Origin of the sequence: Segatella oris, assembly GCF_900637655.1 — a bacterium.
GTDB classification, from domain to species: domain Bacteria; phylum Bacteroidota; class Bacteroidia; order Bacteroidales; family Bacteroidaceae; genus Prevotella; species Prevotella oris.
In genome coordinates this window covers 176,639-199,500 of sequence record NZ_LR134384.1, presented here as the reverse complement: position 1 = coordinate 199,500, position 22,862 = coordinate 176,639, and the positions used below count along the sequence as shown (strand labels likewise).

The window sequence follows — 22,862 nt, the reverse complement described above, 5'->3', positions numbered from 1 at the left end:
GCTAATCTTGATGAAATGAAATCATACGTAAAATTAGGTGTAATAGTTTTGTTGGTCGCGTGTTTTAGTTTTGAAACCCACGCGCAAAACATCATTCCGAAGCCCCAAAGTATAGTTAAAGGTAAGGGAACCTTGGCTTCAAGTCAGTTGGAAGGTATCATGTCCAACCTCAATGGAAAGGATATAGCCCTACTGAAAGATTACATCCCGCAGTCAATAAGCCAAGAATTAAATACTAAAAAGAAACGTTCTGTACACAAAGATAGTGGCTGTTTCTTACAGTTGGTATGCACAGGAACACCCCGGCAGGCTCAAATGGCAGCGGATAGTGTGCGGCTTCAAGGTTATAATCTTAGCATTTCCGACCATGGAGTGAAGATAGAAGCGCTCACACCCATGGGACTTTTCTATGGTTTGCAAACGCTTCGACAACTCGAAGAGAATGGAAAGTTTCCCTATGTGACTATTACCGACCAGCCCAAATACCCCTACCGAGGCATCATGATAGACTGTTCGCGCCATTTTTTCCCTATAGATGTGCTCAAGAAACAGCTTGATGCAATGGCTTATTACAAGTTTGATCGCTTCCATTGGCATTTGGTTGATGGTGGAGGTTGGCGCTTGGAAATCAAGAAATACCCTCGTCTGACGGAAGAAACTGCCTACAGAACACAGGAAGATTGGGAGAAATGGTGGAACAACGGTGACCGAACTTTCTGCCGAAAAGAAGCTCCCGGTGCTTACGGAGGCTATTATACGCAGGATGAAGTGCGCGATCTTTTGGCCTATGCTGCAGCCCGACACATCACGGTTATACCCGAAATAGAAATGCCTGGGCATAGTAATGAAGTGCTATGGGCCTATCCAGAGCTTGCATGTGGAGGCAAAGTGCACGGTCAATCCGATTTCTGTGTAGGAAAAGACAGTACCTATCAGTTTTTGAAAGATGTGCTTATGGAAGTTATGGCACTGTTTCCTTCCTCTTATATTCATATTGGTGGCGACGAAGCAGAGCGTAAAACATGGGCCACTTGCACCGATTGTCAACGTGAGATGCAGGCAAACGGACTTAATACAACAGCCGAATTGCAAGGTCATTTCACAGAAAATATAGAGCAGTTTCTCAACAGTCATGGTCGGAGACTCATGGGTTGGGATGAGATTATGGAAGGAAAACTCGCACCAAATGCCGCTGTCATGTCGTGGAGAGGCTTCAAAGCAGGACTCGAAGCCGCACGAAAAGGACATCCGGTTGTGATGACTCCCGGAGAATATTGCTATCTCGACATGTATCAAGACGCGCCAATGACACAGCCAAAGGCACAAGGTGGCTTCGTAACACTTGAGAAAACGTATGGTTATGAGCCTCTTCCTGATAGTTGCAGGACACCACAAACCGAAGCTTTTGTTGAGGGATTGCAAGGTAATGTGTGGACAGAATACATCTCAACTCCCCAACATTTGGAGTATATGCTCTATCCCCGAGCCTTAGCTTTGGCTGAGATTGGATGGACAAATGGGCCTAAGGATTATGCAAAGTTCCGTAAACGGGCACTTCATGCCGTTGCTTTCTTACAGCAGAAAGGCTACAACACTTTCGATTTGCCCCATGAGATTGGGGAGCGAAAAGAATTTGTTTCCGGCATTAATCATGAGGCTTTGAACAAAAGAGTGACCTATCTGAGTAAGTATGCGCCTAAATATCGTGCCGAAGGTGATAGCACTTTGACCAATGGACGCGGTGGAAACTGGGGATATATCGAGGGTAGATGGCAAGGCTTTATCGACCCTAAAGGCGTGGAAGTCATCATAGATATGGAGAAGGTTACAGATATTAAAGACATTGAAATCAACTTCATGCAACAGCCTGCCAGCATGATTTATACCCCTGCTTCAGTGCAAATTGGTGTGTCGGCAGGTGGAAAAGACTATGTTGAAATCGACAAAACAACTTGTGATATCCAACCTTCTGCAGGCTATCTCATTTATCCTTACCGTTGGAAAGGGCATGCCAAAGGTCGCTATGTGCATATCAAAGCGCAGCTTCATGAGCCCGACAGTTGGCTCTTTACAGACGAAATAATCATTAACCGAAAATAAATTACGTATGAAAAAGATACTCCTTGCGTTACTTCTTTTGGGCAGTTTTCATGCAAAAGCAGCCGACACCTTATTTATTAAGCAGCCACAAGTGCCTATTCTCATAGAGCGTCACGACAATATATTGCTGTTGATGCGACTTGATGCCACGGAAACTAAGACGTTGGATAACGTTGAAGTCGACCTTGACAAGGCCTTCCCAATCAATCAAGTGAAGACAATCCGTCTCTATTATGGGGGTACCGAGGCTCGGCAACATAGCAAAAAGATGCGCTTTGCGCCTGTAGATTACATCACAAACTTTACACCTGGCAAGACTTTACGTGCCATACCGTCGTATGTCGTGCTGCGAAGTGAACTCAAACCTACGGCACATCATCTCACATTACAAGCCAAACAACAACTCTTCCCAGGCGTAAATTATTTCTGGGTGAGCATTGAAATGCAGCCCAATGTGCCAGTTAAAACAAAGTTGAAAGCCGTGCTTTCAAAGGCTGTTGCCGACGGAAAAGCACTGCCACTTGTCAACACCTCAACTCCCGATATGGAGCGAAGAATGGGCATAGGTGTGCGTCATGCGGGTGATGATGGCGTTTCTGCGTATCGTATCCCTGGTTTAGTGACGACAAATAAAGGTACACTTCTTGGGGTTTATGACGTGCGCTATAACAGCAGTGTCGACCTACAAGAACACATAGATGTAGGATTAAGCCGCAGCACTGATAATGGGAAAACATGGGAACCCATGCGTCTGCCATTGTCTTTTGGTGAGAATGGCGGTCTTCCTGCTGCCCAAAACGGTGTCGGCGACCCTGCAATCTTGGTGGATAACACCAATAATACCATTTGGGTTGTAGGCACTTGGACTCATGGAATGGGTAATCAAAGGGCGTGGGTAAGTTCACAACCGGGTATGGACAAGTATCATACGGCACAATTAATGATGTCAAAAAGCACCGATGATGGGCGCACATGGTCGGCTCCTATCAATCTGACAGCACAGCTGAAGCACCCGGAATGGTACTTCTTCTTCCAAGGGCCAGGCCGTGGTATCACCTGTAAAGACGGCACATTAGTATTTGCTATGCAGTTTATTGATAAGAACCGAGTGCCTCATGCAGGTATCATGTATAGCAAAGACCATGGAAAAACATGGGCTATTTCGGAGCCGGCATGCAACAACACCACTGAAGCGCAGGTGGCAGAACTGCCTAATGGCGAACTTATGCTCAACATGCGGAACCAGAGTGGCGGTGGAAGGGCGGTGTATACCACACATGATTGGGGTAAGACATGGCAGGAACACTCTTCTAACATCAAGGCTTTGCAAGAGCCAATCTGCATGGGAAGCCTCATCAGTGTGCGTGCCAAGGACAATGTCTTGGGTAAGAATATCCTGCTTTTCGCCAATCCTAACGACCCAAAGGAACGCAAAAACATCACTATAAAGATGAGTTTTGATGACGGAAAGACATGGAAAAACGAGCATCAAGTGCTGTTAGACGATGGTTATGGCTGGGGATATAGCTGTCTTACGATGATAGATCGCGAAACCGTAGGCATTCTTTATGAGAGCAGTGTAGCACAGATGACATTCCAAGCTATACCGCTCAAAGACTTGATTACAGGGAAAGGGCAAGATCATACGCCCAACACAGTTGTGAAAAGAGGGTCCGTTTGCCTGACAGAATAAACCATAGGGTAAAACCATATCGCTCAAACGGTTTTGCAATATGCCTCATCTTACGCGCTAATATGGCTCATCTTACGCTCTGATATGACGCATTTCACACAGTAATATGACCCATTTCGCAAAACGGTTACAACAGAAAACAAAAACAGATAAATAGAAATCAGTAACTAAATGATATTCAGTATGAAACAAATGTTATTGGGATTGATGCTCCCACTCGCTGGCGTTGCAGGCTTACAAGCGGCAACTCAGCCCACGATGCAAGACTATACGCAATATGTCAACCCCTTTGTGGGCACAGGAGGGCATGGGCATGTGTTCCTCGGAGCTAACGTTCCTTTCGGTCATATCCAAGCCGGCCCGACGCAGAAGAAGCAAGGTTGGGACTGGTGTTCAGGCTATCATTACAGCGATTCTGTTCTTGTTGGTTTCGGACAGATGCACCTTAGCGGCACGGGTATCGGCGACTTGGGTGACATTGCCTTGCTTCCGGTGACGAAAAACAACGAGCGCGAGGTGAAGTTCTCACATAAAGCTGAGTATGCAACGCCGGGGTATTATGCCGTAACTTTGGCCAATGGTGTGCGCGTTGAGCTTACCGCTACACCGCGAACAGCATTCCATCGCTACACTTTCCCTGCTGATGTGAAGCAGGAACAAGTAGTGCTCGACCTGTCGCAAGGTATTGGTTGGGACAAGATGACAGCCTGCTCTATGAAGCAAGAGGGGCAGAACACCGTTGTAGGTACACGCTTTTCAACGGGTTGGGCTAAGGACCAACGTGTGTTCTTCGTAGCTGAATTCTCGCAACCCATCATTCATCAGGTTATGGAGGGCGACACTTTGAGTGTGCTATCCTTTGAACCAACAGGTCAACCGCTCATGGTGAAAGTGGGCATTTCAAGTGTAAGTATTGAGAATGCCCGCAAGAATTTACTGCAAGAGTCGCCCAATTGGAACTTCAATACCGTTGTGGCTGATGCACAGACGGCATGGAACAAGGAGTTGGGAAAGATTGATATCCAGACCAACAACGCTACCGACAAACGCATTTTCTACACCAGTTTGTATCACACCATGACTGCACCTTCGGTGTTTAATGATGTGAATGGCGAGTACAGAGGTGCTGATGGCAAGACCTATCACGGTGACTTCACGCCTTATACTACCTTCTCTTTGTGGGACACTTATCGTGCTGCTCACCCGCTGATGACGCTCATTCATCCCGAAAAGCAACGCGACATTGCACAAACCATGCTGCATATCGCCCAGCAACAAGGCCGTCTTCCCGTGTGGTATTTAGAGGGAAATGAAACTGATTGCATGGTGGGTAACCCTGGTATTCCTGTGCTTGTAGACATTGCCTTGAAGGGTTTCGACGTGGATAAGCATGCAGTTTTGGATGCAGCTAAGAAGACACAGCTCTTCGGCGACCGTGGTTTGGACTTGTTAAAAAAGTATGGTTATCTTCCTTGCGACCTTGACCCCACTCATGAAACCGTAGCCAAAGGCTTGGAATATGCCTTGGCTGATGGCTGTATTGCAAGATTAGCCAAGGCGTTAAAGGCCGAGAAAGATTATAAGTACTTCCTGAAACGCAGCCAATCTTACCGTGATTACTACTTCGATAAGCAGACTAAGTTCATGCGGGGCATTGATTCCAAGGGGCATTTCCGCGAACCTTTCGACCCATTCAAGACCATTCACCGTGCTGACGACTATACAGAAGGCACCGCATGGCAGTATATCTGGCTCGTGCCTCATGATGTCCACGGTCTCATTTCAATCTTCGGTGGCGACAAACCCTTTACAAACAAGCTCGACTCTCTCTTCATTGTGCAGGGCGACATGGGCGAAGATGCTTCTCCTGATATATCGGGTTTGATCGGACAATATGCGCATGGCAATGAGCCCAGCCACCATATTGTCTATCTCTATGACTATGCCGGTCAGCCTTGGAAAACCGCTTCGCGTGTCCGTGAGGTGCTCAATACGATGTATCATGATAATATCGACGGTTTGAGTGGTAATGAAGATGTGGGTCAGATGTCTGCCTGGTACATCCTTTCTTCCTTGGGTTTCTATCAAGTTGAGCCTGCCGGAGGTCGTTATGTCTTTGGTTCTCCGCTCTTTGATGAGGCAACCATGAACGTTGGCAAGGGCAAAACATTCCGGATTATTGCGCATAACAACAGCAAAGAAAACATGTATATCCAGAGCGTTAAGCTGAATGGAAAGCCCTATACCCGCTCATATATCGACTTCAAGGATATCGTTCGCGGTGGCAAGTTAGAGTTTGTGATGGGCAGCAAGCCTTCGAAATTCGGTGTAAAACCTGCTGACAGACCTTAAAGAAAGTAGTGGAGTAAAGCATAAAATCCTAAAGAAATGAAACAAATAGAAGTAAAACGTTTAGATTGTCAGCAGGTGAAAGCTGCTGATATTCCCTCTCTTTTCAAGACCGAAAAAGTTGAATATCACAAGATAGACACTGTAGATTGGCCGTCAGACTACCCTTATTGCCCCCATGTTGAATTTGCCATAGCCCATAAAGGCGATGCTATCATGATTCATTATCGGGTAGAAGAGGATAGCGTGCGTGCCGTTTCGGGCAATGATCTCGGTCCCGTGTGGGAGGATTCATGCTGCGAATTCTTTGTCAGTCCCGATGCAGAAGGAGGCTATTACAATCTTGAAACCAACTGTATCGGTACAGTTCTGCTCTGCAATGGACAGACACGAGAGCACAGAACACCTGCACCTGTTGCACTACTCGATCAGATTGACCGCTGGGCTTCACTTGGAAGAACGCCTTTCGACACGAAGAATGGGGCGCAGGCTTGGGAACTTTCGTTGGTCGTTCCCGTGTCCTCATTCTTCCGGCACCGTTTAGTTGACCTGTCTGGACAGCAGATGCGTGCCAATTTCTATAAGTGCGGTGACAAGACTTCGCGTCCTCATTTCCTCTCTTGGAACCCGATTGACGTGGCATCTCCCGACTTTCATCGTCCCGATTTCTTTGGTCAGATCACCTTCTTGTAGTCTTCTTTATCGGGATATTCCTACGCTTTCGCGCGTTTCATGCAATGTATGGCCTCGCAGATCTGCTTTTGCGCTGCTGTCATCCATTGCACGAAACGCGCGAAAGCATTTGATATGCCACAGTATCATCCTACGTAATGAATTATAGGTTAATTTCTTTCAAGAAACTTTACAATAGCCGTTGTATAGCTCGCGTATTCAAAATGTCAGGCTCTCTCGTTCAAAATACGTGCTGTATTTTGATATTTTGTAATCCGTTGTCTATCATAAAGTTATGAAAATAAAGTCAAGAAGCAATGTGAAATCATGTTGAGAGAAGCCGTGTTTTACATCGAATAACCTTGTAATCTGCGTCAAATTATCTTGCAATCTGCATCAAATCACACGGTCATCTCAGTCATATTGGGCGGTAAAGTGACTGAAATTGTAAGGCAAGAGGAAAGAAATGAGGGTGTCGAAGCCATAAAATGGCTTTATAGATGCAAAGAAAGTGGCTTTTCATTTCTATTTGGTCATGTCTGGAAGTGTTAAAAACGGGATAAGAATTTTTACAGAATGATATCGCTGCAGATTGCGTTTTATTTCTCACAAGAACTTGACTTTTGACAGAATTTTACTATATTTGCCAGTGTAAATCCTTTAATACGATGTGATATGAAACGGAGAGTGGTTCTTTTTGCAGTTTGTCTTTGCAGTCTCATGGCGTGGGGGCAGACCGACTACTACGCGCATTTTCAGGAGTTGTTGGATAAGGAAGACACGGTTGGTCTGCGCGCTTTTATTCCTGAATGGGAGCAGAAAGCAGGGCTATCGGGCGACACATATGCCGCATGGTGTAATCTTTTGTTGTTGGAAGCACGCAAAGAAGTGTTGCAACTCTCGGCTGATACGGTGGTACATGATGGACTTTTGCTGACTGATTTAACAGGAAATAAGGCTGGTTCTATTACCGATCATGTGTACTATGATGCTGAAAAGATGGGCAAACTCTATCAAAAGTTTGATGAAGGTTTGGCAGAATATCCCGACAGGCTCGACCTTTGGTTTGGTAAAGTCCATGTGCAACTGCTTGAAAACCATGCGAACGATGCTGTTGAAACATTGAAACATGTGGTTGACCGTTCGGTAATTAATCATCAAAAGTGGCTTTGGACAAACGATAAGTCTACGCCGTCAGAAGCTGAAGACTTCTTCTTCTCCACGCTGCAAAGCTATTTTCGTCAGCTCTACGACGCGCAGGAAGACGCTGTTAACATGGCTTTTGTCAATCATGTGCTAAGGAGTTATCCTGAAAACATTTATTTTCTGAATGATAAAGCGGCGTTGTTGACGGCTAAAGGAGAGAAAAATGAGGCCTTAAAAGTATTGCTGCAGTTGCATAACTTGGCGCCAAATGATGACATTGTTGTAGCTAATATTGCCACCCTTTCTAAGGAAACGGGCAACAAGAAGCAAGCCATTGCATTCTATAAGAAGCTGCTGAAGAGTGCAAATGAAGAGTTTTGCAATGACGCTAAGCGTGAGCTGGGGCTGAAGTGGTAGCTGAATGGTTAATGAAAATAGGTTTTTAAGATGAAGAAAATCAAGTTTTTTGGATTGTGTTTTGTGTTTACTTGCCTTTTGGTTGGCTGTCAATCTCCTGTTATTCGTCAGGAAGTTGAGCGCATCATCCAGCGGATTGGCAGGTCTTATACGCCTGGTGCAGTGGGCTATGAGGGGCGAATTACGCATCAGGACGAATGGATTGAGGCTTTAGGAGACGTAGCTACGTCCGATGAACTCTATCAGTTGGCTGCGGCAGACAGCGTGCCGATGACGCGTTTGGCAGCCTTTATCGCACTCATGAAGCAGCGCCCTGACATTGCCAAAAACCTTGCTTTGATGGATATTCAAAGTCGGGCATGTGTGCCGGCACTATATGGTTGTGATTCGTATATGGAGTCGCTGGCTAATCTCCGCATAGAAATCCTGCAGCAGGAAGGTCGGAATTATGGGCTGACGAAAGCCGACTCATTGGCTATCGATAGTTGTGTTTTGTTCACACCCCACGCCAAATATCTCGGTTATCTCACGCAGTTGCTAATGAAACTTCCCCCTCATCCACAGTATTATACACGTGTGAAAGCCCTCTTCTTAAACGACCATTACATAGAGGCTTTAGTCACTTTGGCACGTTACCGCAAGCCCGAAGATGTGCAATATGTGTTGGATGCGCTCCATGGAAAGGTGAAAGACCCCATTGATGTAGATGCTTATTGGGCTGAATATGAGCGTATTCGTGTGTCAAAACTTAGCTTGAGGGAGAAAATAGAGTGTTGGGTGCATCCCAAAAAGCCTTTGAATGAGGAAATCAGGAGGCTTAAAGATGAATTTAATATCCATGCCTGTTGGCAGTATATCCCAGAAGAAGACGGTTATAATGATGCTGAATGGGTGAAAGCTATAGCCTTGCAGTGTGTTTATGAAAACCCTGATGAACCTGCATTCAAACCTTATCTTCGGGCTGCAGAAGCCTATCATAGGGAACAGCTATCCTATGATGAAGATTAAATCTGCATGGAGATGAAGCGTCTGTTATCTGTTTTCATAATGCTTTTTGTGGTCTTTCTGTTCATGACTTGTGTGGCTTAATGGATAATCAAGTGCTATATTTGGAAGAAAAGAAGAATAGTTAGGAAATCAAATAATCATCAGTTATGAATGAATATAAGGGAATCTCAATGTTTAAAGTCAGCAAGAAGCAGCATAGAAGATTGCTTGTGAGCCTGTGGGTGGTGATTGTGCTGACGGTAATCCGTAACATTGTGCTGCCAGGTTTGCCGGGGAATGCAGAGAATGCAGGCTTATTATTGTTGCTCCCTATTGTCAAAGGAAAAGTCTTTATGTTTATCTTGGGAGCTGCAGTTGTGGTTGCTCAATGTGTCATTCTGAATGAGTTGTGGGTAGCTTTAAGGCGTATTGCACATTGGGGACAATGGGCTTGCTTAGTGTTTATGGTGGCTTTAGTATCTAATTTTATGTTGGGTTCTGTCTTTACCTGGTTTGGAACAGATGCCTCTTTCTATTTCTCAACAGTCTCACGGGTGGTTTCTTATCTGCAGATTGGTTCCTTTTTCCTGCTTTCCGGAGCATGGCTTGTGGTGGCATGTGTGTTGGCTTTCAGTTTCTCAGGGCGCATAAAAGATTGTGGCTTGGTACTGTTGGCGTTGCTTATGATTGTGAATGCCGGTATTCCTATACTTACAAAATCGCTTGGTGAATGGTCTTTTGCGGTGGCAGGTATATTGGGTTTTATCTCATTCTTCGTTTCCTTGCTGTTCTATTACTATATTTACAAATGCTTTGAAACTACAAAAGATCCCCAGGAATAGCATGCAAAGAGTGATGATAGGATGAAAGTTATAGGCATTAAGATAAGTGCAAAGGCAGCACTTACTTGAATATCGAGAAGTTTACGCTGCCATAACTGCGATGTTCTACAAAGCGTTGATGCGCCGAAAAGTCTTGATCTTTGCCATGTTCAAACACGAAAAGCCCGTCTTCAGCAAGCAGATTGCCATTCAAGATAAGGTCGGGTATCTCGGGAAGTTGCTTTAGTGCGTATGGAGGATCAGCGAAAATAAAGTTGAATTGCTGATGACAACTCTTCAAAAAACGGAATACATCGCCCCTTATCAACAAGTCTTTATCTTCCTTGAGCTTAGCAAAACACTGACGAATGAAGTTGGCATGGTCGCGATCGGCCTCCACACTGACCACTTGTTTGCATCCTCTACTGACGAGTTCCAATGAAATGCTGCCTGTGCCTGCAAAGAGATCGAGAGCTGTTGCGCCTTCAAAATCAATGTAACCTTGCAGTACATTGAAGATATTCTCCTTGGCGAAGTCGGTTGTCGGACGTGCTTTGAACGTACGAGGTATATTGAAGTGACGGCCTTTATAGGTTCCTGTGATGATTCTCATATTGCTTTTTTATCTGCCTTTTACAAATAAAGTCATCATGTCGAACGGCAAATCCTTTATCTTAGTGATAGGAGCGCGGTTGAATTCTGCTGCAGGATTGATGACAAATACTTTCTGAATATATTCCTTCAAGCTGGTTGTGAGCATCTCTCTGTCGGGCAAATGACCACAAAGATGCAGTTCATCTTCGTGCACATCAAAGCCAAGATGTTTCCAAACATAGAGCATGAAGTAGGCTGCATCGTTATCGTTGACCACCTCATAGCGGTTGCAAAAGCGGAAACGGTTCTGTGAGAAGCTGAACACATCCATTTGTTTTCCACGGAAATATGCAAAGAGTTTCTTTTTCGTTCCTACGAAACTGCGCTTGTGAAGATAGTTCCACACGGGCTGCATCAATGGCATAATGCGGATGTCTTTGAAGTGATCGGTCAGCACAAGCTTAACATCTTTGTTGATAGGATACACTGCTACAGCATTCTGTGTGGGCAAAATGGTGTTGAGAAGTTCTTCATTTTTATGGCCCGTGAAAGTGTAACGATATAGCGTTTCAGTGTCATCGGCATTGAATTCCTCTAATGGAACGAGCATCACCGGCGTGTCGATAAGCACTTGTGCACGCTGAAATCCCTTGCTAAGCAGTTGACTTTCAGTGAAAGCCTCCCGCAGATTGGCTGCTGTCGACATGCCGCTTTTCACTACATAAGGTTCATAAACGAGTCCATTGATAGCCTGTTCGTCGACGATAGCAAACGACATTGTGTTGCCGGTCAACCTTAAAGTGACGCGGTGTGGAGGACGTATGATTGGATTTTCTGCCATAGATTTCGTTATTTATTGATAGATAGTCGGGAGTCACCGGCGGCAATATCACCTATGCGGATACCTGCATAGCGTCCGCTTTCATTGGCTTTTTCAATGAGATTAGCAATGCTATTCTCATCGAGTCCGTTGAGATAGGTGTCGTATGTGGCCCCACATTCGGCCAAAGGCAATTGCCGTCCGCTCTTACTTACTTGCACCGTAGCGGCCAAATCAAAGCGCTTACCGTCACTGTAGGGAATATATTGCAGACTGTCGGCTAAGTAACCACCTTTAATAAGCACGCTGAAATCGCCCGTATAGACCTTGTGGATGCGATAGTATTTAAGTTCAGCAGCACGGATTTTTGCCAATCTATTGATGACAGCTTGCTCGCGAATGCCTTGTTCTTTCTTAAATCTGATAGGTGCACTGATGCTCAAAAAGCAGATGACCACTAATCCGAGAACGCACAGCGTGAGCCATAAATTATGATGTTTTGCCAGCTTCATTCCGATAATTGTTTCTATCTTTGTAGCGTTAATGATAGGCCAGCGCGTGCAAAGCATGTGCTGATGTCTGCAAAGTTACAAAAAACTTTCTACGTTATTGCATTGAAAATACAGGAATTTATAGATGAAGTGGTGCGCGAGTTCGGTTTTACGCCCACGCATGACCAGTTGAACGCCCTTGAAACCTTTGCTTGTTTCTTAGCCGATAGGGAGCAAAACTGCGTCATGGTGATGCGTGGTTCGGCCGGAACGGGTAAGACTTCATTGGCCGGAGCAATGGTGCGCACGTTCACTCGGTTAGGACAAAAGCTGCTGTTAATGGCGCCTACAGGTCGTGCTGCCAAGGTCTTTGCCATGAATAGTGGGCACACTGCCTTCACCATTCACCGTAAAATCTATCGTGAGAAAAGCTATTCGGGCATTGGGGGACAGTTTAATCTGAACGACAACATGCACAAAAACACGCTCTTTATGATTGATGAGGCTTCGATGATAGGCAGAGGTGGGGGAATGACGAGCGACTTCGGAACGGGCGATTTGCTCTCCGATCTGGTGCAGTTTGTCTATAATGGACAGAATTGCCATATGTTGTTGGTGGGCGATTGTGCCCAGTTGCCGCCTGTAGGTGAGGAAGAAGCGCCTGCACTTCATGCCGAGGTTCTTGAGGCTATGGGGCTGAAAGTCTATGAATGTGACTTGAGGGAGGTGCTCAGGCAGAGCCAAGATAGTGGGATTTTGGTGAATGCAACGTATATAAGAAGCCTCACCCCCGCCCCCTCTCCAAGGAGAGGGGAGGTTCTGTTGCAGTCAGATAGTGGGCTTATAGATAGTAATATGGGTGAAAGTAGGCTCAACTCAAGTTTTTCTCCAAGGAAAGGGAAAGTTCAGACAGCATCAAATAGTGGGCTTGATTTTAGCGAGTTTTCTTGTGATAACTTGTTAAAAGTAGGGCTTCCCCGCATTCGTTTCAAGGGGTTTGCAGATATTGTCATGGTGCCGGGTGACGAACTTGTGGAGCGCATTAGCAGCAGTTACGCCGATGTGGGCATGGACGAAACCATGGTGGTTACGCGGAGTAACAAGCGAGCCAACGTCTACAACCAAGGCATTCGGGCTACAGTGCTCGACCGTGAAGACGAACTTTGTACCGGAGATCTGCTGATGGTGGTCAAGAATAAATATCTTGATAAACCGCAAGGCGACCATGGTCAGCTGGCTTTCATAGCCAATGGTGACCGCGTAAAGGTGCAACGTGTGCGCAATATACGCGAGTTGTTTGGTTTCCGTTTCGCTGATGTTTGGTTGCAATTTCCCGATTACGACGATTTTGAAATGCAGCAAACGGTTATTCTCGACACGCTGACCACGGAGGCTCCTGCCTTGACTCATGAGCAACAGGAGCAGCTTTATGAGGCTGTGATGGAGGATTATGCCGACATTCCCCTAAAGCGTGACCGCATGGCTAAACTCAAACAAGATGAATATTTCAATGCTTTGCAGATTAAATATGCCTATGCCGTGACCTGTCATAAGGCGCAAGGTGGGCAGTGGGCACACGTGTATATCGACCAAGGATATATGACCGACGACATGCTTACGCCTGACTATATCCACTGGCTCTATACAGCTTTCACGCGTGCTACAGAGAAATTGTTCCTCGTGAACTGGCCAAAGGCACAGACAGAAGAGGCGAACCATTCTTCCTGATGATTTCTTTGAACACCTCTCAACCATGAGAATACAGGATATGAAGAGGCGGGATATGAAGGTAGACGTCATGAAGTTGTCGGGAATTTGTATTTTCTGAAATATTGTTATGTATCATATTGAGTATCAACTTCTTAGGAACAGCTTTCTCATATGCGTCATGTTACGGTGTAATATGCCTTGTTTTACCGTGCGAAATGCGTCATTTCACAGCGTAACATGACGCATGTTACAAGACAGAGAAAGGCATGTTGAAAACCAAGAGGTTTTGCATTGGATTTTAAGGGGATTGTGATACCGATGGAAGAGCATGGGAAGAAGTAGAAAAGGGAGAGGATAAGCAGGTGGGAAAGTTGGCATCAGATGATACAAAACAGAGCAGAAAGCCATCTGATAGATATAATATTCCATTGGATACTGCGTTATAATGATAAAAATAATATTGTTTTGAAAACGCTTTTCTCTTTTATATTGTGCCTGATGCCCGCGTGGGTTTCGGCACAGGATATATTGCCTGGTGAGGCAAAGGCTGATGTTGTGGCTGTTCCTTTGATAAACGACAGCATGAAACAGCAGCCTGTTTTTGATGGTATGACCTATGCCGAAGATTATCCCGAGGCAGAGATTGTGCCCGAATTGGAATTGAATTTAGAGAACCTTTCAGATGTTCTTGATCAGTATGGCATTAAGTTTAAGAAGATAGTCATGGCACAAGCGCTGCTCGAAACAGGCAATTTCACGAGCAATGTGTGTCTGACCATTCATAATATCTTTGGACTTCGCAGGCCCTCTGACGGCAGTTATTTCGAGTTTCCGAATTGGATGGACTGCGTGAGAGCCTATCGTGATGCCGTTCAGTATAAGTATATCAGTGGCGATTACTATGCTTTTCTTGATCGCATTGGCTATGCTGAAGACAAAGCCTATACCTCAAAGGTGAGGCGTATAGCGCGGACGCTGTAGTAGGAAAGGATGAATTGAAAGATTATTGACTATAAAATGATGATAGAAATGAAGCTGAAAAGTTTGGTTGTAATGGCAATGATGCTCATGAGCTGCGTCGTTGTCAGGGCACAGATGGATTTTCCTGATGCGGACAGCAAGTATGCAACGGAGTTGTTGAAGCCCGGAACAAAGGCTCCCGACTTTCATTTGAAGACGGCAGAGGGCAAGAATTTCAGACTGAGTAGCCTGAAAGGAAAGATTGTTGTGCTTGATTTCTGGGCCAGTTGGTGCCCGGATTGCCGCAAGGATGCGCCTAATGTGGTGCGCATGTACCGCGAGTTTAAGGATAAAGGTGTGGCTTTCGTGGGCGTATCTTTCGACACCGATAAAGCCAATTGGACGAAAGCGATTGCGAAATATGGCATGGAATATACCGCAGTCAGCGAGCTGAAGAAGTGGCACGACACGAAGATTTCGAAGGATTATGGCGTGAAGTGGATCCCTGCCATGTATATTATCGGCAAGGATGGCAACGTGGTGTTGGGATCTGTTTTGTCGGATAAGGTGGAGAAAACACTGACGGAAATGACGGCCGAGAAGAAGACTATCCCCGGCACTTCAGAGCGAGTGACGATAGAAGGAGCTATGGGAAAGTTGGCTGCTATTATTCAGAAACCTGTGCTTTCGGCAGGTGAGAAGTGCCCTATGGTGATGATATTGCACGGTTTTATGGGCAACAAGGGTGGTCAGTTGAACGAACTGATTGCCGATTCGCTGCAGGCTCATGGCATTGCTTCTGTTCGTTTCGATTTCAATGGGCATGGAGAGAGCGAGGGAGATTTCTCTAAAATGACCGTGTTGAACGAGATAGAAGATGCCAAGAAGGTGTATGATTATGTTGCAGCATTGCCTTATGTGGATGCTGTTGCGGTGTCGGGACATTCGCAAGGTGGCGTCGTTGCGAGTATGTTGGCAGGCGAATTGGGCAGCAAGAAGATTAGAGCGGTGGCATTGATGGCACCGGCCGGCGTGATAAGAGAAGACGCAATCCGCGGCAGTGCGTTTGGAAAAAGCTGCAATCCGCTTGATCCTCCGGAGTCTGTTGAACTCTTTGAAGGCAAGAAACTCGGTCGCGATTACATCGTAACTGCCTTTTCTTTGCCGATATATGAGACTGCTGCACCCTATGATGGCCCTGCTTTCATTGTGCATGGAACGGGAGACAGGCTCGTGCCTTATACTTATGGAGAGCGCTTTCACAAGCTTTGGAAGAACAGTGAATATGTGCTTCTTGATGGTTTTGACCATGGTTTTACGCAAAATCTCTATCGTGCTGACGCCTTGATTTCTGATTTTCTGATTAAAACTTTATGCAAATAAGCACGCAATGGATGGAGCAATGGTTCACCACTTTCAATGAACAATACTTTGACGGTGGGCTTCCGCTCCCTCGATTGGCATTGTCTCGGTCGAAAACGCGCTTGGGATCAATGTCGTGCAAGCGGGTAACTCGTTTGTTCAGAGGCACGAAATTCTCTGATTTTACCATTCGACTAAGCAACTACTATGACCTTTCTGAACGCGATTTTCAGAATGTCTTGTTGCATGAGATGATACATTATCATATTGCTTATACGGGAGTTAAAGACACTTCGCCACACGGAGTTGTGTTCCGAAGAATGGCTGAAGTGTTCAACAGAAAGTATGGTTGGAATATCAAGGTGACGGGTTCCACGCGCGGGACAAAGCCTGCAAAGCCACAACCTGACCGCGAATTTCTTGTTCTGGCCTTGCTTCTTGACTCGGGAGAGCATTTGTTTTCGGTAGTAAATCCACGCTATGCGCATGAGATTGACCGTAATATCAGCTGTGTAAGTCGTGTGAAAAGCTTCAGTTGGTACACCACTCGCGACCGCTATTTCATGGAATTTCCGCGCGTGAGAAGCCTTCGTGGTCGCCGCGTTTCAATGGAGGTGTATGAAAAGAAAACGGCCGAAATGACGCCGATTGTTGTCTGAAAGATTTTAATAGCAAGCAAAATTAAAGCCTCGCATCATCACGATGTGAGGCTTTGTTGATTTTGTGAGATTTATATTTATCTGATTACAGATTAGCAAGTTCAATAACCTTGTCGACAGCTGCACTGATACCGTCAAGGTTTTTGCCGCCAGCCTGTGCATAATGAGGCTGACCACCGCCACCGCCTTGAATGAGTTTGGCAGCTTCGCGGATAATAGTTCCAGCGTTGAGTGAGTGGTCTTTCACCATGTCATCACTGAACATGACGGTCAACAGCGGTTTATTTCCTGCCGTACTTCCAATGACTGCAACAAGATTTTCACTGATGTTTTCGCGCAATTTGAAAGCAAGGTCTTTGGCTGCTGCAGGCTCTAAAGGCAACACAGCCTTAATCACTTGAACACCATTGACGTTCTGTGCGCGCTTGAGAAGCTCCTCCTTGGTGCGTTCAACGGCTTGTGCCTGGAACTTCTCGATTTCTTTTCGCATCTCATCATGCTCTCCGATGAACTTCTTCAGCGTAGCTTTGAGGTCTTTGGAATTATTGAACATGGATTTCAAGTCATTCATCATGTCCTGCAGTGCATAGATTGTATCTTCGCAAGCCTGGCCCGTTAAGGCCTCAATACGGCGGATGCCGGCTGCAACACTGCTTTCACTGATAATCTTGAAGAAACCGATACGTCCTGTACTCTTGGCGTGGATGCCACCACAGAACTCGCAACTTGGCCCGAAACGAACCACGCGAACCTTGTCTCCATACTTCTCTCCGAAGAGTGCAACTGCACCAAGTTCCTTGGCTTCTTCAAGCGGAGTGTCGCGATGTTCATCAAGAGGGAAGTCCTCACGGATCATCTTATTGACGAGTTTCTCTACCTGACGAAGCTCTTCATCGGTTACTTTCTGGAAGTGAGAAAAGTCAAATCGCAGCGTAGTCGGGTCAACATACGAGCCTTTCTGCTCCACATGGTCGCCCAAGACCTGCTTCAACGCATAGTCAAGCAAGTGGGTTGCCGTGTGATTAGCAGCGCTTCCATTGCGTTTCTCCACGTCTACACAAGCCATGAATTCAGCCTGAAGATCTTTCGGAAGTTGCTTAACGATATGGATACTCTGGTTGTTTTCGCGCTTCGTATCAATGATTTCGACGGTCTCGTTCTCGCTGACAAGTGTGCCTTGATCGCCAACCTGACCGCCCATTTCACCATAGAAAGGCGTGTAGTCGAGTACAATCTCGTAGAAAGTATTCTTTTTCTGGGTCACTTTTCGATAGCGAAGAATGTGGCAAGTGTACTCCGTGTAGTCGTAACCAACGAATACTTGCTCTCCTTCTCTTATCACTTCCCAGTCTCCATTCTCTACAACAGCTGCGTTTCGAGCACGAGCTTTCTGCTTAGCCATTTCTTCATTGAAGCCTTTCTCATCTACTGTGTAACCGTGTTCGCGGCAAATGAGTTCGGTTAAGTCAAGTGGAAAGCCGTAAGTATCAAACAAACGGAAGGCGCTTGTGCCGTCCAATTCAGTCTGTCCATGGGCTTTCAGCTCGTCCATATCGCCGTTCAGAAGATTGATTCCCTTTTCCAATGTGCGCAAGAAAGAGTCTTCTTCTTCTTTCATCACGCGGGCGATAAGCTCTTGTTGAGCAGGAAGTTCGGGATAAGCTTGCCCCATTTCCTGAACCAGAACAGGCAAAAGCTTATACAGGAAAGCTTCTTTCTGATCGAGGAAAGTATAGGCATAGCGCACAGCACGACGCAGAATGCGACGGATGACATAGCCCGCCTTGGCATTACTCGGCAGCTGTCCGTCGGCAATTGAGAATGCAACGGCACGCAAGTGGTCGGCAACCACGCGCATGGCAATGTCAATCTTCTCCTGTTCGTCCTTGCCTTCACCATTCAATCCGGTAGGCGTTGTGAAGCCATATTTCTTTCCACTGATTGCTTCTATTTGCTTGATGATTGGCTGGAAGATATCCGTGTCATAGTTACTGTGCTTGTCTTGCAGCATGCGAACAAGGCGCTCGAAGCCCATGCCGGTATCAATGACGTGCATAGGAAGCGGTTCAAGACTGCCGTCTGCCTTGCGGTTGTACTGCATGAAAACGATATTCCAGATTTCTATCACCTGCGGATTATCTTTGTTGACAAGTTCACGACCGGGCATTTTAGCCTTTTCCTCCGGTGTGCGAGAGTCTACATGGATCTCTGTACAGGGACCACATGGCCCCGTATCTCCCATCTCCCAGAAATTATCATGCTTGTTTCCATTGATGATATGGTCAGCCGGGACATGCTTTGCCCAGTAAGATGCAGCCTCATCGTCACGTTCAAGTCCTTCTTCAGGTGAACCTTCAAACACGGTTACATAAAGGTCTTCAGGATTAAGATGGAGCACACTGACAAGGTATTCCCAGGCATAGTCGATAGCTCCTTCCTTGAAATAATCGCCAAAACTCCAATTACCCAACATCTCAAACATCGTGTGATGGTAGGTGTCATGACCTACTTCTTCGAGGTCATTATGCTTTCCACTCACGCGAAGACACTTCTGAGAGTCTACCCTGCGCACGTCTTTTCCCGGGTCTTTTGTACCGAGAATAATGTCCTTCCACTGGTTCATTCCAGCATTGGTAAACATCAACGTGGGGTCATCTTTAATGACCATAGGGGCTGATGCTACAATCTTGTGTCCCTTACCTTCAAAGAATTTCTTGTAAGACTCACGGACTTCATTTGCTGTCATCATCTTCAATATATTGTTTTTTAATTGTTCTCATTCTGAAAAATCAGTGGCAAAGATACAAAAAAGTTTAGAGATGGGGGGAGAGAGTTCATAGAATTTTGCTAACTTTGCAAAGAAATTCATCATCGTTTCACCTAAAACCAGGAATTATGTCTCTGAATACAAACAAGAACCTAAAGTTGTATTACAGCATCAAGGAGGTTGCTGCACAATTCGGTATCAATGAAAGTACGCTGCGATTCTGGGAAGGTGAGTTCCCACAGCTGCGTCCGAAGACGCAGAACAGCACGAAAATTAGGCAATATACCGATAAGGATATTGAGCAGATAAAGGTCATTTACAATCTTGTGAAAGTGCGTGGTTTCAAGATTGCTGCAGCCCGGAAAGTGCTTAATGCCAATCGTGAAGGGGTAGACAAGACGGCAGATGTGATGACCACACTCACTTCTGTGCGCGATGAATTGAAGCTGTTGAAGAAGCAACTCGACGGTTTGGTCTGATTGTTCTCTTTCTTCATAAAAAACTTTACAATTGCTTTCGCATAGCTGCGTTATTCAGAACGAAAGTCTTTCCCGATGAAAATACGCCCGTTTTTGGCGTGCTTTATAAGCTATTGTCAGTCAGGTGGTTATCTTTTTTCTTGCTTCTTTAAGTGCAATTTTACATCAGAAAATCTTGCATTCTGCATCATATCAGCTTCTGTTTTGCCGTGAATTAGAACGTGATTTGCTTCATTTGGCGCAGTAATCTGACGCATATTGCAGCATCATGTGCCATGGATTGCGTTCTAAAAACAGTTTCCATGTACCGAAATGCGACATTTCTTCGTTTTGTCAAATTTATTACGTTGGTTTTCGAAGTGCCTCTTTTTGACCATAAATATTTACAATATAGTCTCTTAAAAAGAGATGATGTGTCGTGTCAGCAGCGCGCAGATGTCATAACTTCTCACCTTATTTCATAGCTGTGGGCATTCAAAGTGCTGATGCAGGAAGCACGGTGCAGCGTGTGATTTGGTTGCATCCATGAAGGAATATCGTTGTGTTACATGATTTGCACTACTTCCTTCAAGTCGTCTATAGCCTTGAGGTTATCCATGATCTGGCGCACTTCTTCGCGGTCGTGCACACGTATTTCAATGGTTCCATCAAAGATTCCCTCGTTACTCTGAATGGTAATCTTGTGGATGTTGACGTCCATTTTGTCGGAAATCACATCAGCAAGGTCGTGAAGCATGCCCTTGCGGTCTATTCCTTTGATTTCAATAGTGGCGTCAAAGAACAGCCGTTTGTGCATATCCCACTTGGCATCAAGAATTCGGTTGCCGTAGCTTGATTTCAAACGGCTTGCCACAGGACAGGCACGTTTATGGATTTCAATGTGGTTGTTGTTGTCAATATAGCCCAAAATATCGTCACCCGGAATGGGATGACAGCAGTCGGGGAAGATGTAGTTGTTGATGTTTCTCTCACTGATGATGATAGATTTCTTCTTGTTGAAGCCCTTGTCAACGGTGAAAAGTTCTTTCGGTGCAGTGTCCTTTGCCTTTTGTTTCTCGGTGTTCTTTTCGTGGAGGAACGGCACATAGCGTCGCCAGCCAAACGAGGTTGACTCTTTTTTGTTCTTGCCAAGCAACACATCAAGGTCGTATTCGCCAAGAATAATGGTCTTTTCGCCCAAGGCTTGAAACAGTTCTTCATGCTTCTGAACATTGTGAAACTCGCAAAGTTTGTCGAGAACAACGGAAGTTAATTCCATGGAATTGCGCTTGAGCCATGCTTTCAGCAGTTCTTCGCCTGCCTTTTGTGTCTCCCGGTCGTCGCGTCTTAGAATGGCCTGGATCTTCGCTTTGGCCTTTGCTGTCGACACAAAGTTAATCCATGAGGGCTGCACATGTTGTGCTTTGCTGGTCAATATCTCTACCTGGTCACCACTGTTCAGCTTATGACTCAATGGCACGAGCTTGTGGTTGACCTTTGCTCCGATGCAATGGCTGCCGAGAAAAGTGTGGATTTGGAAAGCAAAGTCGAGTGCCGTACAGCCTGCCGGCAAGGTCTTGATTTCGCCTTTTGGCGTGAATACAAAGATTTCTGAAGCGAAAAGATTGAGCTTAATGCTGTCAAGGAAGTCCATTGCATCAGGCTGTGGGTCGTCAAGTATCTCCTTTATGGTGCTCAACCAGTCGTTGAGTTCGCCTTCATCCTCGCTGTATTCTCCGCCGTCCTTATATTTCCAGTGAGCTGCAAAGCCTTGTTCGGCCACCTCGTTCATGCGGTCAGAGCGTATCTGTACCTCTATCCAGCGGCCTTGTTTGCTCATCAATGTCACGTGGAGTGCCTGATATCCATTGGCTTTCGGATGATTAAGCCAGTCGCGAAGTCGGTCGGGATGACTCTTATATATGCGGCTGATAGCCACATAGATGTTGAAACATTCATTGATTTCTTCGGCTCTTACCTTCGGTTCAAATATGATTCTGACGGCAAGAATATCATAGATTTCCTCAAAAGTTACATGTTTGTTCTGCATCTTATTCCAAATAGAATAAGGGCTTTTCACACGGGCTTTAATCTGATATTTGATGCCCATATGGTCGAGAGCTTCGCGGATTGGCCCCGTAAACTGTGCAAAAAGTTCGTCGCGTTTCTCTTGAGTGAGTGCTAATTTGCTTTTGATTGCAGCGTATTCTTCAGGATGTTCGTAGCTGAAACTCAGGTCTTCGAGTTCAGTTTTGATTTTGTTCAGGCCTAAACGGTTGGCGAGTGGTGCATAGATATAAAGCGTTTCGCCTGCAATCTTGTATTGCTTGTTGGCCGGTTGCGAGGCTAATGTGCGCATATTGTGCAGTCGGTCGCATATCTTGATGAGGATAACGCGGATGTCATCACTCATGGTAAGCAGCAGTTTCTTGAAGTTCTCAGCCTGTGCCGAAGCCCGATCTCCGAAGATACCACCGCTGATCTTGGTCAGTCCGTCTACGATTTGAGCAATCTTTTCGCCAAAGATGTTCTCTATATCTTCAACGGTATAGTCGGTATCTTCAACGACATCATGGAGCAGGGCAGCGCAGATGCTGGTTGAACCAAGCCCCATTTCCTCGCAAGCTATCTGTGCAACAGCGATAGGATGCATGATATAAGGTTCTCCCGAGAGTCGTCTGACACCCTTATGTGCTTGTCGGGCAAAGTTGAAAGCCTTGGTGATGATATCCACTTTCTTGCGATGTCGTGATGCAAGATAAGTGTCAAGCAGATGTTGGAAAGCCTCTGCAATCTGTTTTTCTTCAGCAGCTTCGCGCGCTGCTTCTTTCATATCGTGCTCGTTCATGATGTTTC

General features: G+C 45.7%; 17 protein-coding genes. 12 read left to right on the top strand and 5 right to left on the bottom strand.

Annotation, left to right across the window (positions count from 1 at the left end; genetic code table 11):
• Nucleotides 1–15 precede the first annotated feature (15 nt).
• The 7 genes from EL210_RS00870 (at nt 16) to EL210_RS00840 (ending at nt 10,206) form a co-directional block, all read left to right on the top strand.
• Nucleotides 16–2,100, top strand: a complete 2,085-nt coding sequence (locus EL210_RS00870) for a beta-N-acetylhexosaminidase (RefSeq protein ID WP_025879595.1) — start codon at nt 16–18, stop codon at nt 2,098–2,100.
• A 7-nt stretch (nt 2,101–2,107) separates the two neighbouring features.
• Nucleotides 2,108–3,793, top strand: a complete 1,686-nt coding sequence (locus EL210_RS00865) for a sialidase family protein (RefSeq protein WP_018919350.1) — start codon at nt 2,108–2,110, stop codon at nt 3,791–3,793.
• A gap of 171 nt (nt 3,794–3,964) precedes the next feature.
• Nucleotides 3,965–6,145 (top strand): GH92 family glycosyl hydrolase, encoded by a 2,181-nt coding sequence (locus tag EL210_RS00860; protein WP_025879596.1) that lies wholly within the window; start codon nt 3,965–3,967, stop codon nt 6,143–6,145.
• Between the two features lie 36 nt (nt 6,146–6,181).
• Nucleotides 6,182–6,835 (top strand): carbohydrate-binding family 9-like protein, encoded by a 654-nt coding sequence (locus tag EL210_RS00855; RefSeq protein WP_018919348.1) that lies wholly within the window; start codon nt 6,182–6,184, stop codon nt 6,833–6,835.
• A gap of 654 nt (nt 6,836–7,489) precedes the next feature.
• Complete coding sequence (locus EL210_RS00850) at nt 7,490–8,377, top strand: tetratricopeptide repeat protein (RefSeq protein WP_126370186.1); 888 nt, start codon at nt 7,490–7,492, stop codon at nt 8,375–8,377.
• 30 nt (nt 8,378–8,407) lie between these two features.
• The gene (locus tag EL210_RS00845) at nt 8,408–9,385 is read left to right on the top strand and encodes a hypothetical protein (RefSeq protein WP_018919346.1); all 978 of its coding nucleotides are present in this window, start codon (nt 8,408–8,410) and stop codon (nt 9,383–9,385) included.
• 146 nt (nt 9,386–9,531) lie between these two features.
• The gene (locus EL210_RS00840) at nt 9,532–10,206 is read left to right on the top strand and encodes a hypothetical protein (protein WP_018919345.1); all 675 of its coding nucleotides are present in this window, start codon (nt 9,532–9,534) and stop codon (nt 10,204–10,206) included.
• A 61-nt stretch (nt 10,207–10,267) separates the two neighbouring features.
• Here the strand turns inward: EL210_RS00840 and rsmD are convergent, their stop codons facing one another.
• Genes rsmD through EL210_RS00825 form a run of 3 tightly spaced genes read right to left on the bottom strand, consistent with a single transcriptional unit; the run spans nt 10,268 to nt 12,168 of the window.
• Nucleotides 10,268–10,798, bottom strand: coding sequence for a 16S rRNA (guanine(966)-N(2))-methyltransferase RsmD (gene rsmD, locus EL210_RS00835; RefSeq protein ID WP_018919344.1), 531 nt, complete (start codon nt 10,796–10,798; stop codon nt 10,268–10,270).
• Nucleotides 10,799–10,807: 9 nt separating this feature from the next.
• Nucleotides 10,808–11,620, bottom strand: coding sequence for a DUF3822 family protein (locus tag EL210_RS00830; RefSeq protein ID WP_025879597.1), 813 nt, complete (start codon nt 11,618–11,620; stop codon nt 10,808–10,810).
• Between the two features lie 8 nt (nt 11,621–11,628).
• Nucleotides 11,629–12,168: a hypothetical protein gene (locus tag EL210_RS00825; protein ID WP_004377671.1), complete on the bottom strand. Its 540-nt coding sequence runs from the start codon at nt 12,166–12,168 to the stop codon at nt 11,629–11,631.
• Nucleotides 12,169–12,174: 6 nt separating this feature from the next.
• On the opposite strand from EL210_RS00825, the gene EL210_RS00820 reads away from it, so the two are divergent.
• The 4 genes from EL210_RS00820 to EL210_RS00805 all read left to right on the top strand — a co-directional run bounded on the left by EL210_RS00820 (nt 12,175) and on the right by EL210_RS00805 (nt 16,781).
• Nucleotides 12,175–13,818 (top strand): ATP-dependent DNA helicase, encoded by a 1,644-nt coding sequence (locus EL210_RS00820; protein WP_197721031.1) that lies wholly within the window; start codon nt 12,175–12,177, stop codon nt 13,816–13,818.
• Nucleotides 13,819–14,181: 363 nt separating this feature from the next.
• Entirely contained in the window at nt 14,182–14,781 is a 600-nt protein-coding gene (locus EL210_RS00815) for a glucosaminidase domain-containing protein (protein WP_025879599.1), read from the top strand.
• A gap of 48 nt (nt 14,782–14,829) precedes the next feature.
• Nucleotides 14,830–16,143 (top strand): alpha/beta fold hydrolase, encoded by a 1,314-nt coding sequence (locus EL210_RS00810; protein ID WP_232000398.1) that lies wholly within the window; start codon nt 14,830–14,832, stop codon nt 16,141–16,143.
• Entirely contained in the window at nt 16,134–16,781 is a 648-nt protein-coding gene (locus tag EL210_RS00805; protein ID WP_018919339.1) for a SprT-like domain-containing protein, read from the top strand. Before EL210_RS00810 ends, EL210_RS00805 begins: the two co-directional genes overlap by 10 nt.
• A gap of 85 nt (nt 16,782–16,866) precedes the next feature.
• On the opposite strand, the gene alaS is transcribed toward EL210_RS00805, so the two are convergent.
• The gene (gene alaS / locus EL210_RS00800) at nt 16,867–19,530 is read right to left on the bottom strand and encodes an alanine--tRNA ligase (RefSeq protein ID WP_018919338.1); all 2,664 of its coding nucleotides are present in this window, start codon (nt 19,528–19,530) and stop codon (nt 16,867–16,869) included.
• Nucleotides 19,531–19,676: 146 nt separating this feature from the next.
• Here alaS and EL210_RS00795 point away from each other — a divergent pair, with 146 nt between their 5' ends.
• Nucleotides 19,677–20,027 carry a MerR family transcriptional regulator gene (locus EL210_RS00795; RefSeq protein ID WP_004371857.1) on the top strand — a complete coding sequence of 117 codons (351 nt, stop codon included), beginning with the start codon at nt 19,677–19,679 and terminating at the stop codon, nt 20,025–20,027.
• 544 nt (nt 20,028–20,571) lie between these two features.
• Here the strand turns inward: EL210_RS00795 and EL210_RS00790 are convergent.
• Nucleotides 20,572–22,854, bottom strand: a complete 2,283-nt coding sequence (locus EL210_RS00790) for a RelA/SpoT family protein (protein WP_018919336.1) — start codon at nt 22,852–22,854, stop codon at nt 20,572–20,574.
• Nucleotides 22,855–22,862: the final 8 nt, after the last annotated feature.